The 12,881-nt window shown below is 32.5% G+C and carries 15 protein-coding genes; 7 read left to right on the top strand and 8 right to left on the bottom strand.

All coding sequences use genetic code 11. The annotated features are described in order from the left end of the window. Nucleotides 1-33: 33 nt before the first annotated feature. Genes Q0663_RS09495 through Q0663_RS09475 form a run of 5 tightly spaced genes read right to left on the bottom strand, consistent with a single transcriptional unit; the run spans nucleotide 34 to nucleotide 4,701 of the window. Nucleotides 34-1,461 (bottom strand): HD domain-containing protein, encoded by a 1,428-nt coding sequence (locus Q0663_RS09495; RefSeq protein ID WP_299010057.1) that lies wholly within the window; start codon nucleotides 1,459-1,461, stop codon nucleotides 34-36. Between the two features lie 4 nt (nucleotides 1,462-1,465). After that, the gene (locus Q0663_RS09490) at nucleotides 1,466-2,011 is read right to left on the bottom strand and encodes an L-threonylcarbamoyladenylate synthase (RefSeq protein WP_299010054.1); all 546 of its coding nucleotides are present in this window, start codon (nucleotides 2,009-2,011) and stop codon (nucleotides 1,466-1,468) included. A gap of 4 nt (nucleotides 2,012-2,015) precedes the next feature. After that, the gene (locus tag Q0663_RS09485) at nucleotides 2,016-2,969 is read right to left on the bottom strand and encodes a Stealth CR1 domain-containing protein (protein WP_299010051.1); all 954 of its coding nucleotides are present in this window, start codon (nucleotides 2,967-2,969) and stop codon (nucleotides 2,016-2,018) included. Nucleotides 2,970-2,986: 17 nt separating this feature from the next. Next, entirely contained in the window at nucleotides 2,987-3,874 is an 888-nt protein-coding gene (locus Q0663_RS09480) for an ATP-grasp fold amidoligase family protein (RefSeq protein ID WP_299010048.1), read from the bottom strand. 11 nt (nucleotides 3,875-3,885) lie between these two features. After that, nucleotides 3,886-4,701 (bottom strand): 2,3,4,5-tetrahydropyridine-2,6-dicarboxylate N-succinyltransferase, encoded by an 816-nt coding sequence (locus Q0663_RS09475; RefSeq protein WP_159614998.1) that lies wholly within the window; start codon nucleotides 4,699-4,701, stop codon nucleotides 3,886-3,888. Nucleotides 4,702-4,820: 119 nt separating this feature from the next. Here Q0663_RS09475 and ruvX point away from each other — a divergent pair, with 119 nt between their 5' ends. The 7 genes from ruvX to Q0663_RS09440 all read left to right on the top strand — a co-directional run bounded on the left by ruvX (nucleotide 4,821) and on the right by Q0663_RS09440 (nucleotide 9,234). After that, on the top strand, nucleotides 4,821-5,231 hold the full coding sequence (gene ruvX, locus Q0663_RS09470) for a Holliday junction resolvase RuvX (protein ID WP_299010037.1): 411 nt from the start codon (nucleotides 4,821-4,823) through the stop codon (nucleotides 5,229-5,231). Nucleotides 5,232-5,285: 54 nt separating this feature from the next. After that, on the top strand, nucleotides 5,286-5,870 hold the full coding sequence (gene def, locus Q0663_RS09465) for a peptide deformylase (protein WP_299010032.1): 585 nt from the start codon (nucleotides 5,286-5,288) through the stop codon (nucleotides 5,868-5,870). A 26-nt stretch (nucleotides 5,871-5,896) separates the two neighbouring features. Then, a complete protein-coding gene (locus Q0663_RS09460) occupies nucleotides 5,897-6,319 on the top strand; it encodes a DUF5606 domain-containing protein (protein ID WP_299010029.1) in 423 nt (140 codons plus the stop codon). A gap of 3 nt (nucleotides 6,320-6,322) precedes the next feature. Further along, nucleotides 6,323-7,102 carry a nucleoside triphosphate pyrophosphohydrolase gene (mazG, locus tag Q0663_RS09455; protein ID WP_073183936.1) on the top strand — a complete coding sequence of 260 codons (780 nt, stop codon included), beginning with the start codon at nucleotides 6,323-6,325 and terminating at the stop codon, nucleotides 7,100-7,102. Nucleotides 7,103-7,286: 184 nt separating this feature from the next. Further along, complete coding sequence (locus tag Q0663_RS09450; RefSeq protein ID WP_299010016.1) at nucleotides 7,287-8,012, top strand: (S)-benzoin forming benzil reductase; 726 nt, start codon at nucleotides 7,287-7,289, stop codon at nucleotides 8,010-8,012. A gap of 116 nt (nucleotides 8,013-8,128) precedes the next feature. Next, nucleotides 8,129-8,461 (top strand): HNH endonuclease, encoded by a 333-nt coding sequence (locus tag Q0663_RS09445; protein WP_299010014.1) that lies wholly within the window; start codon nucleotides 8,129-8,131, stop codon nucleotides 8,459-8,461. Continuing rightward, nucleotides 8,461-9,234 (top strand): HNH endonuclease, encoded by a 774-nt coding sequence (locus Q0663_RS09440; RefSeq protein ID WP_299010011.1) that lies wholly within the window; start codon nucleotides 8,461-8,463, stop codon nucleotides 9,232-9,234. Before Q0663_RS09445 ends, Q0663_RS09440 begins: the two co-directional genes overlap by 1 nt. Nucleotides 9,235-9,380: 146 nt before the next feature. Here the strand turns inward: Q0663_RS09440 and priA are convergent, their stop codons facing one another. The 3 genes from priA to Q0663_RS09425 all read right to left on the bottom strand — a co-directional run bounded on the left by priA (nucleotide 9,381) and on the right by Q0663_RS09425 (nucleotide 12,864). Then, complete coding sequence (gene priA, locus Q0663_RS09435) at nucleotides 9,381-11,825, bottom strand: primosomal protein N' (RefSeq protein ID WP_299010008.1); 2,445 nt, start codon at nucleotides 11,823-11,825, stop codon at nucleotides 9,381-9,383. Beyond that, nucleotides 11,825-12,535: a hypothetical protein gene (locus Q0663_RS09430; RefSeq protein WP_299010005.1), complete on the bottom strand. Its 711-nt coding sequence runs from the start codon at nucleotides 12,533-12,535 to the stop codon at nucleotides 11,825-11,827. The genes priA and Q0663_RS09430 overlap by 1 nt, the downstream gene beginning before the upstream one ends. Nucleotides 12,536-12,642: 107 nt before the next feature. Beyond that, a complete protein-coding gene (locus Q0663_RS09425) occupies nucleotides 12,643-12,864 on the bottom strand; it encodes a VF530 family DNA-binding protein (RefSeq protein WP_173360259.1) in 222 nt (73 codons plus the stop codon). Between the last annotated feature and the right edge of the window lie 17 nt (nucleotides 12,865-12,881).

Here is a 12,881-nt window from a genome sequence, read left to right as displayed (position 1 = left end):
AGAGAAGCAAATGCTTCTCTTTTTTTTTTATCCTTATTCTTGATTTATTTTTAATCCTAACTGCTCTCCTTTTTCTAGCATGAATTGAAAGGAAGCATCGTGTTCATTCGGAATTTTACCATCCAAAATAGCTTCTTTTATCGCTTCTTTTATCTGACCAATTTCCCTACAAGGTTGTAAATTAAAAGTTTTCATAATTTCCTCTCCAGTAATTGGTGGCTGGAAATTACGAACTCTATCACGTTCTTCTACCTCTTTTATTTTTTTGCGAACTATTTCAAAATTCTTATGATAGCGTTTAAATTTTTTCGGATTTTTAGTCGTAATATCTGCTTCACATAATGTCATTAAAGACTCTACATCATCTCCTGCATCAAAAATTAAACGACGTACAGCAGAATCTGTTACCTCACTTGCTAAAACAATTGGACGAGAGCTTAACATCACCATTTTTTGAACAAATTTCATCTTATTGTTTAATGGCATTTTTAAACGTTTGAATAACTTATATACCATCTTCGACCCCACAAATTCATGAGAATGGAACGTCCAACCTATTTTTTTGTGGTAACGTTTTGTTGGCGCCTTACCTATGTCGTGTAACAACGCAGCCCAACGAAGCCAAACATCATCAGTATTTTTAGCAATATTATCTACTACTTCTAAGGTATGATAAAAATTATCTTTATGCTTTTGTCCTTCTACCTCTTCTACTCCTTTTAAAGCAATTAATTCTGGTAAAATTCTTTCTAACAATCCTGTTTTTTCTAATAATAAAAAACCTATAGAAGGTACTTCAGACTCTAAAACCTTATTCAGTTCAACTACGATACGCTCACGAGTAATAATATCAATTCTCGAAGCATTTTTTGTAATTGCATTTAATGATTTTTCTTCAATTGTAAAATTCAATTGGGTAGCAAAACGAATAGCACGCATCATACGTAACGGATCGTCAGAATATGTAATATCAGGGTCTAATGGTGTTCTAATTATTTTAGCTTCCAAATCCGCTATTCCTCCAAAAGGATCCAGCAACAATCCGAAATCATCTTCATTCAAACTCAATGCTAAGGCATTAATCGTAAAATCTCGTCTGTTTTGATCGTCTTGTAAGGTTCCTTCAGAAACCTCAGGATTTCTACTCTCTTCTGAATATGATTCTTTACGAGCGCCTACAAACTCCACTTCAATATCTTGAAAGCGCAACATGGCTGTTCCGTAAGTTTTAAACACTTGAACTTTTGGTTTGTTTGGTAGTAATTCGGCTACTTTTTGGGCTAGTTCTATCCCACTTCCAACAGCAACCACATCTACATCTTTGGCTGTGCCTCGTTGTAAAATAAAATCACGTACGAAACCACCAATTACGTAGCTTTCTAGTTGTAATTCTTTAGCTGCTTGGGATATATATTGAAATATTTCTGCGGAAATTGCTTCCTTAAAATATTGTTTTTGCATACAATTATTCTCTAATCACAATAACATCATCACCTTCAATTTTTAAAATTGTTGAAGACTTTTCTGCTACTTTCTCTTGATGCAAATTTACTACATAATCTACATTCTTTAAAATTGCTTCGCTTATTTCTGAAAAAGACTTAGGTGTAGACTCTCCACTAACGTTGGCTGAAGTAGACACAATAGGCTTTCCAAACTCTTTAATAAGCTGAATACAAAACTCATCCTTTGGAATTCGAATAGCAATTGTATTGTCTGATGCAATGGTATTGGGTGCTAATCCTTTCGGATTATTATAAATAATAGTGGTTGGTTTTTTAGATTCTTTTAAAATTTCTAACGCTTTTTCAGGAATATTACCTACATGGTTTTGCAACATTTCAATAGAATCTACCAAAATAATTAGACTCTTCGATTCTTCTCTATTTTTTAATTGATAGATTTTTTTTACCGCTTCTTCATTCGTAGCATCACAACCTAATCCCCATACTGTATCTGTAGGATAAAGAATAGTTTTACCTGATTTAAGGCTGTTTATAACTTCGTTCATATCACTAATCTAACCTGTATTTATCTTCTAACCAATTTAAAAAGAATATTAATTTGTCTTTTGGGCATTGATCTAAACTCTGTAAATTTAAAAACAATTTATTTGGATTATTAACCATTACACTAAGTTTATACTTGGACCAAGCAAAATATTTATCTTTATGGATATAAATCAGTTGATAATCGTCTTTTAAAACACATGTTTTATTTTTGATTTCAATGTGATTTGCCAAACCTTGCGGAGTAAATTGTGCTACACTTCTAAACTTATATTTTACATTTTCTATTTCCGCTTCTCTATTTTCTTTAAAAAATTCCTGAAATGTCGATTTTCTTAGTGGGGATGGTATATGTTGAAATCTAAAAAAGCGTTTTTCAAACCCTACTACTTCTGCTGCTTTTTGTTGCGCTCTTTTATGTTTAGGTTTTGCTTTACTCTCTTCTGAATAACGAAATATTTTTTTATGAAGTTTTTCTTCTTCAAACTTTAACCATTTACCTCGTATTAAAGGTTCTCCATCAATAAAAAAATCGGTAATCTTTGTCTCTTTTAACAAAAACATATCATCATTAAAGTAAAGAAAATGTTCTGCTAAACCTGGTATATTGTATAATTTAGTTTCAATAGGTCGGTTAGAAAAAACAGGAAGGTAGTGAGTATCTTCTTTAAAAATATCTTTATGATCTACTATAAAAACATTCTCATAAGTCCCTTCTTTTTTATTTTTTATAAAACTAGGCACTTGATTATCAGTTACAATATAAATATTGCGTATAAATTTAGCATACTTTAGAATTGAATTAACCGAATATTTTATTTCTTCTACTTGATCTAAACGAGTTCTAAACTCTTTATTTGTAATTACTCCCTTATTTTTTAGATAAGGAAGTATTTTTTGTTGATGTTGTTCATCTTTACCATCAACCCAAGTTATCACAGCATCAATAGGAAAACTCATATTATTTTAATAATGTTTTAATTTACCTCAAAAGATGTTATTTCTTTTTTTCCATTTAATTCTGGTAATTTAATCATATCTCCTATAATTTTGTTATATTCTTTTGGATAAAAATCATCGCGTGCATCTGTTGGGTAAAAAGTCATTTCTCCGAAATAAGATTTATCATTTACAGAGTAAAAATCAACTCTTACAAAGGGAAAACCTTTCGCTAATTTTTTAGCTAAAACTTTTAACTCCTCAAAATTTGAAGGTTTTTCCACTGAATTAGGATATTTAATTCTCCATCTAAATGGACATTCATTCCATTCTAAATCATAAAAATACCTTCCTAATTTACCTGATTGAGCAACTAAAAACTTTGGTTCTCCATTAAAACAGTAAAACTTATAATCTATTAAATCTTTAGTTTTTTCATCTTGCAAATATTTTTCTATAATAAGTCCAGGTTTCACATCTTTATATGCCCATTCTTGACCTGTTCTATAGTATTTATTAGATTTTAACCATCTGTTGGTTCTTTTTTTTACTACTTTTAAATCTAAGCTACTTTTATCTTCGCAAATAATATTACTCGCACTTGAATGCGTAGCTTTTAAAACAAACTTATTAGGAAGTTTATCAAAATCTATTTCAGAAAAAGAATTATAAACTCCATAAAGCTCATTTAAATATTCACTTCCAATTTTTTCAGTAACATACTCTCTTACAGCATATTTATCAACTAACTTATTTAATATTTTCGGATGATAATAAGCCTTTAGCCATTGAAGCTTTTGGTTAAATTCAACTGGGTTATTTAAATCTAATTTCTTGCCAGTAAAATATTCATACGCAAATGGTAAATATATTTTTTGAGGCAAAAAAGTCATTTTTTTTAAAAGCCATAAAATCTTTCTTCTCATTCTTAAAAAATTTATACAGCCACATCATACTCTCTAAGAGCATCATTTAACGAAGTCTTTTTATTTGTACTCTCTTTACGTTTACCAATAATTAAAGCACAAGGAACTTGATATTCACCTGCAGCAAACTTCTTGGTGTAACTTCCAGGAATTACTACAGAACGTGCTGGTACTACTCCTTTCATTTCAACTGGTTCATCACCTGTTACATCAATGATTTTTGTACTCATCGTTAATACTACATTTGCCCCTAAAACAGCTTCCTTCTCTACTCTAACTCCTTCAACAACAATACAACGAGAACCGATAAAAGCTCCGTCTTCAATAATTACTGGTGCTGCTTGTAAAGGCTCTAAAACCCCTCCAATTCCTACTCCACCAGATAAGTGTACGTTTTTACCAATTTGTGCACAAGAACCTACAGTCGCCCAAGTATCTACCATGGTTCCTTCATCAACATACGCTCCTATATTCACATAACTAGGCATTAAAATAGTTCCTGCTGAAATATAGGCCCCGTGACGAGCTACTGCATTAGGTACTACACGAATTCCTTTTGCTTCATAACCTCTTTTTAATGGAATTTTATCATGATATTCAAAAATACCAGCTTCTAACGTTTCCATTTTTTGAATTGGGAAGTATAATACTACTGCTTTCTTTACCCACTCATTTACTTGCCATCCATTGTCAGTTGGTTCAGCAACACGTAAATCTCCTGCATCTAATAAATCTACTACTTTTCTAATAGCATTAATCGTAGTTTCTTCTTGTAATAACTCGCGGTTATCCCACGCTTTTTCTATAATTGATTGTAATTCTGTCATTTTTCTAAAATATTTTCAGCAAAAATAAAATTGCTTTCCATAATATACCGCGAAGATACATTTTTTAAACAGATATTTATTCCTTGTTTAATTTAGCTACCTTTGCAAAAACTTATAGAATGGGCAGAATAGTAGCCATAGATTTTGGAAAAAAAAGAACAGGAATTGCGGTAACCGATGAGCTTCAAATTATTGCTTCGGGTTTAACAACTGTGGATACCTCTAAACTTATTCCGTTTTTAAAAGATTACACACAAAAAGAAAATGTAGAACTTTTTTTAGTAGGTAAACCAAAGCAGATGGATAATTCTGATAGTGAAAGTGAAGTTCTTATTCTTCCTTTTCTCGAAAAGCTTGAAAAAGCGATTCCTTCTATCCCCTTAAAACGTGTAGACGAGCGCTTTACCTCTAAAATGGCTTTTCAAACAATGATTGATAGCGGTTTGAAGAAAAAACAACGTCAAAACAAAGCTTTGGTAGACGAAATAAGTGCTACAATCATCTTGCAGTCGTATTTATACAACAAATAATTTTCTACCCAAAGCATTCTTTGTATTTTTGCGTTCCTAAAAATTAAAAAGTAAATGATTTTACCCATTGTAGCATACGGTGATCCCGTTTTACGTAAAGTAGGAAAAGAAATCGATAAAGACTATCCGCAGTTAGAAAAACTAATTGCCGATATGAGAGAAACTATGTACAATGCTAACGGACTTGGTTTAGCAGCTCCTCAAATAGGAAAAGACATCCGTTTGTTTGTTATTGATGCCTCTCCTTTTGCAGAAGATGACGATTTAAGTGAAGAGGAAAAAGAAGTTTTCAAAAACTTTAATCGCGTATTTATCAATGCTAAAATCATTAAAGAAGAAGGTGAAGAATGGGCTTTTAACGAAGGGTGTTTAAGTATACCTACTGTTAATGAAGATGTTTTTCGCCAAGAAAAAGTTACTATTGAATACCTAGATGAAAATTTTGAAAAACACACGGAAACGTTAAGCGGATTACCTGCACGCGTTTTTCAACATGAGTACGATCATATTGAAGGAGTTTTGTTTACCGACAAACTTTCTTCACTAAAGAAACGATTAATTAAAAAGAAATTAGACAATATTTCTAAGGGGAAAGTAAACGCTGGATATCGCATGCGTTTTCCTAATGCTAAGAGATAATAGTTATACACTAAAAACATTAAGACATGGAATTTAACAAAATTATAGCTGTAACAGGTAAGCCAGGTTTGTATGAGATTTTATCACAAACTAAAACAGGAGTTATCGTAAAATCTATTGTTGACGGTAAACGTTTTCCTATTACTGCAACTCATAACGTAAGCTTATTAGAAAACATTGCTATTTATACGTACGAAGAAGAAGTACCTTTAGCGCAAGTATTTAAAAATATTGCTGATAAAGAAGATGGTAAAGATGCAATTTCTCACAAAGAAAGTGCTAATAAATTAACGGAGTACTTCGGAGAAGTTTTACCGGGGTTTGATGAAGAACGTGTATACACTTCAAACATTAAAAAAGTAATTCAGTGGTACAACATTTTAGCAAAAGCTGAATTTGATTTTAGTACGTTAACTGAAGCTGAAGAAACAACTACAAAAGAAGCTTAAATCGTGAATACTCGTAAGCAACAGTTAGCCGCCTTTAATCGTTTGTTAGACATCATGGACGACCTTCGTGAGAAGTGTCCGTGGGATAAAAAACAAACCTTACAAAGTCTGCGTCATTTAACTATTGAAGAAACCTACGAGTTAGCAGATGCTATTTTAGACAACGATTTACAAGAAATAAAAAAAGAATTAGGCGATGTGCTTTTGCACATCGTCTTTTATGCTAAAATAGGTAGCGAAAAACAAGCTTTTGACATTGCTGACGTTGCCAACGCCATCTCAGACAAACTTATCGACCGTCATCCACATATTTATGGTGATGTGGTTGTTGAAAACGAAGAAGATGTTAAGAAAAACTGGGAAAAACTCAAACTAAAAGAAGGGAATAAATCCGTTTTAGAAGGCGTTCCTAAAAGTTTACCTGCAGTGGTAAAAGCCAATCGTATTCAAGATAAGGTTGCAGGTGTTGGATTTGATTGGGAAGAACCACATCAAGTGTGGGAAAAGGTTCAAGAAGAGCTTTCTGAATTGAACGACGAAATTAAAAACAACAATCAAGAGAAAATAGAAAAAGAGTTTGGAGATGTACTATTCTCCATGATTAACTACGCACGTTTTATTGGGGTAAACCCTGAAAACGCACTGGAAAAAACCAATAAAAAATTCATCAATCGCTTTCAGTTTTTAGAAGAAGCTGCCAAAAAAGAAGGTAAGCAACTTTCTGACATGACCCTCGCTGAAATGGATGTACATTGGGAAAATTCAAAAGAATTTTTCAAATAACTTCAATTGGGAAAATTCAAAAGAATTTTTTGAATAACTTCAATTGGGAGAATTCGAAAGAATTCTTCAAATAATCGATCGACTACCGTCATTCCGAACGCGAGAGAGGAATCTCATCCAATGAAGTTCCAAATACTCTTTAGAGTCACAAACACTCTATTATAAGATTTTGTATTTTTACCTTATGAACATTATCATCATCACCGGAGGAAGTAAAGGAATTGGTAGAGCCTTAGCCGAAAAATACGCACAAGAAAACTACAGAGTGTACTCACTATCCAGAAGCATTGTCGATTTGGAAAATGTAGTACAGCTTTCTGTGGATTTATCTGATACCAAAGCCACACACAACACGTTTAAAATGTTATTAGACGAAATTCAGAAATTGGAGGTTTCATCGATTACCTTGATGAATAATGCGGGAAGACTCGGTACCATAGCAAACCTAGAAAATATTCCTTCGGAAGATATTGCCAAAAGTATTCATTTGAATACTACTACTCCACTTATTTTATCGAGTTTGTTTATTGAAGCGACACAACAGTTGATGTGTAAAAAGCAGATTATTAGTATTTCATCTGGAGCAGCCGTAAAACCGTATGAAGGTTGGAGTATTTACTGTACGTCTAAAGCAGCCATTGACATGATGACCAAAACCATTGCTGCGGAACAAAACGAGCTTAAAAATGGCGTAAAATGCAATGCTATTTACCCTGGTGTGGTTGATACCAACATGCAAACTGATATTAGAAGTACCAATGAAAAAGATTTTAAAAACGTACAACGTTTTATCGATTTAAAAGAAAACGACCAGTTGTACACTCCTGAGTACGTTGCTGAAACCATTTTTGCTATAGACACCCAAAACAAACTTAAAAATGGGGATATTGTGGATATTCGGAATTTTTAAAATATAATTTAATTTGATTCTTACCCTAAATTCTACTACCTTTCGCTAACGTTGAATATAAATCATTAAAACGGATTCATATTCTCAAACGAGTTAGGCAACATTAAAAAATCCGTATGGCAAACAAATGGGGAATTCCCAAAGAAACAGAACAATATGTTATCAAAAGAGATTTAGCTTGTGTTTATTGTGGTGTGGATTTTTCAATTGAACATAAATCGAGAAAAACTAAACCAACTTGGGAACATATAGTAAATGATATAAGGATTAATTCAATTGACAACATTTCATTATGTTGTACTTCTTGTAATGCCAGTAAAGGAGCAAAATTATTAGAAGATTGGTTAAAAAGTACATATTGTAATTCTAAAGGAATAACTAAAGAAACTGTTGCGCAAGTAATTAAAAATGCAATAGAAAATCCGCCTAAATTAAATCTCAAAGAGTAATGAATTGGATAATTTCAGCAAATTCCAAAATGTACGACCATTCAAGTTCATTTGAACATTATGGTTCAATAGATTGGCGACAAGGAAAAACTAAATTTGAAGTTGGAGATATCGTTTATATTTATTGTACTCGACCTTTAATGATGTTGCAGTACAAATGTATAGTAGAAAGAATTGACTTAGACTCTTCACAAATTAGAGACGATAAAGAATATTGGTTTGACCAAGAAGAATATTTAAAATCTTTAGATGGAAAATTTATGACTTTAAGGCTAATTGAGCAGATTTCAAATAACAGAATGAAACTTGTGAATCTTAAAAAAAATGGACTGAAAGCAGCACCTCAAGGTCCAATGAAAATTAAAAACGAAATTCTACAAAAGTACATTGACACTTATTTTACAGATAATTATCAAACTGACTTTTTTCCAGAAACTTTAAAAGAAAGTGAAACGGAATACGAAGGAGCAAAAAAAACAGTAATAGTAAATAAATACGAACGAAGTTCAAAAGCACGAGAAAATGCAGTAAATTATCACGGACTTAATTGTAAAGTATGTAATCTGAATTTTAAAAAAGTTTATGGAGAAATTGGAGAAGATTTTATTCACATTCATCATATAGTTCCAATTAACGAAATCGGAAAGAATTATAAAATAAATTATAAGAAAGACTTAATTCCTGTTTGTCCGAATTGTCATTCTATGTTACACAGAAAATTGAATGGAAAAGAACCAACAATTGAAGAATTGAAACTAATGATGGAAAAATAAAAACGTTGCCTAACACCGTATAACAACAATTGCGGCTTTGTGTCCTGCGGACACAACCGCGCCAAGCATAAAAGTCGGTAATTTTAGCTATCTTAGTTTCAAACCAATCCGCAACGAAATCATACACAAACACGTTACCGAAAATTTTAATAAGCATCCACATCCACAATAAAACGGATGGGTCTAAAATCTTTGACTGCTTCAAAGGTATTTTTAATTTTTTGTAGCTGTTCTTTGGTTTTTCCTAAGGATTGTTTTGGCGGAATTTTAATCACTAAATTCTTTATATACTGGTTACGAATACGAGAAACCGCAGGCGCTGTGGGGCCTAATACATTTTCATGAAATACATTTTGTAACGCTTTGGCTAACCAGTTGATACCGTTATCAACACGCGTATAATCTTTATGTTTTAAAGTTATTTTTATCAAACGATAGTACGGCGGATAATGAAACTGCCAACGATCTTGCAACTGTTCTTTATACATTTCTGTATAATTATTGGTAGATACCTGCTGTAAAATCTGATGATAAGGATTGTAGGTTTGTATGGCTACATTCCCTTGTTTTTTGGTACGTCCTGCCCTACCCGATACTTGTACCATCAACTGAAAGGCACGTTCATGTGCTCTAAAATCAGGGAAGTTGAGCATAGCATCTGCATTTAAGATTCCTACCAACGATACGTTTTCAAAATCCAATCCTTTAGAAAGCATTTGCGTTCCTACTAAAATATCAATTTCTTGGGCTTCAAAAGCCCCAATAATCTTTTGATACCCATATTTACCTCGCGTGGTATCCAAGTCCATTCGTCCAATGTTATGATTTGGAAATAGCTCTTTGAGCTCCAACTCTATTTGCTCCGTTCCAAAACCTTTGGTGTCTAAGGTAGCACTTCCACAAGCACCACAACTGTTCGGCATCGCACGTTGGTAATGACAATAATGACATTTCAACTCCTTACGGAATTTATGATAGGTTAAACTCACATCACAATTCGGACACTGAGGAGACACCCCACAAGTAGTACACTCTACCACAGGCGAAAATCCACGTCGGTTTTGAAATAAAATAACCTGTTCTTTTTCGTCTAAGGCTTCGGTAATCATTTTTAGTAAACGATCCGAAAAATGGCCGTTCATTTCCTTTTTTCGATGCTTTTCTTTAATGTCTATCAATTCAATTTTTGGCAACTGAATGTTTCCAAAACGACGCGTTAATTCTATAAATCCATATTTGTTTTGCTCAGCATTGAAATAACTCTCTATTGATGGTGTTGCAGAACCTAACAATACTTTTGCTTGATGTAAATGACCTAATACTACCGAAGCATCGCGTGCGTTATAACGAGGTGACGGTTCAAACTGTTTGTAAGACGTTTCGTGCTCTTCATCTACTACAATCAACCCTAAGTTTGAAAATGGTAAAAACAACGAAGAACGCGCTCCTAAAACAATTTGTGCTTTCGGTTTGTTTTCTAACACGTTATTCCACACCTCTACCCGTTCGTTCATTGAGTATTTTGAATGGAATACCGAAATAAAGTTTCCAAAATAATTTTGTAAACGGGTGATGATTTGGGTTGTTAAAGCGATTTCTGGTAGTAAAAACAATACCTGTTTTCCTTCAGCAATCACTTCTTTAATCAGTTTCACATAAATTTCTGTTTTACCAGACCCTGTAACCCCGTGTAATAAACTTACTTGTTGTGTTTCAAAAGACGTTTTTATTTGGTTAAAAGCTTCCTGCTGAAACTCGTTCAATTCTTTTATCTGATTCGTTTCTCCTTGATAGTTAATTCGATCGGTTTGAATATGATAAAACTCAAAAATATCTTTCTCTACCAAGGCTTTTAAAACTGCGGAAGAGGCTCCCGATTGATCTTCTAAATCTTTTGCTTTTATTGGCTTTTTAGCCGCTGCTAACTGAAAATACGTTAACACAGCTTCTCGTTGCTTTTTAGCTCTTGAAAGTTCCTCTAAAAGCGCTTGTAAGCCTTCATTTGAGTTATAGTTGTTATGTAACCGAACATACTTAACCAGTTTTGGTTTGTATGTTTCGTAAATTTCTTCTTTAATGTAAATCGCACTCTTCTCTATTAACCCATTAATGATAGGAAGTACGGTTTTCTTTCCTAAAATATCAGCAACTTGATGAATGGTTAATTGTGAATGATGCTGTAAGGCTTCAAAAATTAAAAACTCTTCATCGGTTAATATAGATTCTTCTCCAAAGTTTTCATTTTTATAGATGATGGTTTCACTTTCTAACAGAAAAGCGGATGGTAAAGCTGCTCTATATACATCTCCTAACGAACACATATAATAGCTCGAAATCCACTGCCAATGTTTTAACTGTTGTTCCGTTATAATAGGCGTATCATCTAATATTTGATGAATGTCTTTGGCTTCGTATACTTCGGGTGCATTTTGGTGAATGTTAAACACCAATGCGGTATATATCTTACTTTTTCCGAAAGAAACCGCTACACGCATTCCTTTTTTTAAAAAAGAAGCTTCTGCTTCGGTTACCGTATAGGTAAACGTTTTTTGCAGCGGAATGGGTAATATGACGTCGATGAAGTATGACATTATTCTACTATTTCTAATGGAGCTGGTGGTGGGGGTGGCGGAAACTCTTTTAAATTACCCTTCTTATCAAACAATCTGAAGTCTTTTTCCAATAATATTTGAAGAGGATATACTCTCTTTAAAGAATCTATATTTTTATTTTTAAAACTATTAATAAAATTAAAATATGATACTGATATAGTATTCAATGCTTTATATACTCTTTCTTTAGATTTTTTAGTTAAATCGCGATACCTAAATAGTATTATACTTCTATCTGGACTATCAGAATATTCATAATCTTTTCCCCAATTTAACAACTGTTTATTTAAATACTCTTCAAAATTTTTAACACTAAGAACTTTTTCATCTTCATGAAAAAAAAGTGTTTTTTCTTCTTTAAAGTCGCCTTCCAATACAATTGTATTTTTTTCTTTAATACAAAAAGTTGGCAAATGACACTTTATAAAAAAATTAATATTTAAGGGTATATCATTATTTTGTGTTCTTACATACTGTTTCTTGTGAGTAATCTCCTCATAATACTCGCATTTTTCTATATAGTTTTTGAAACTAATAATTGTATCTAAATCAAAAACAAAAGTTGAGTCTGTATTTTTCTGTGTAGGAAAAACATCTTTCATAGTTAAGGCTTGTTCCTTTACTGTTTTGGAACAAGAAATAATTAGCAGAAATAAAACAGGAAGTATGTAAAAAGTGGTTTTCTTCATCTAACATCAAAACTACACAAAAATGAGTAGACTATAAATACTAAGTTTGTGTATTTAACCTTTAGCTTGTACGGTATTTTATACTAAACTCTATAGGGTTGTTTGATTTAATTACTTATCATTTCTAAGTACAACCTTTCTACTTTAGCTCTCGCCCAAGGTGTTGTTCTTAAAAATTTTAAACTAGAGGTATAGGTTGGATTCTTTTTAAAGGCATTTATATTTAACATCTCTCCCATTTCTTCCCAACCATACTCCAAGTATAATTCTTCTAACATGGTGGCTAGTTTTATTCCGTGAAGCGGATTGTTTGGTTGTTCTTGACTCATGCTACAAAGGTAAATAT

Origin of the sequence: uncultured Tenacibaculum sp., assembly GCF_947504135.1 — a bacterium.
In the GTDB taxonomy this organism is placed as follows: Bacteria; Bacteroidota; Bacteroidia; order Flavobacteriales; family Flavobacteriaceae; genus Polaribacter.
The sequence above is the reverse complement of the archived record's forward strand: the minus strand, read 5'-3'. Positions and strand labels throughout refer to the sequence as shown.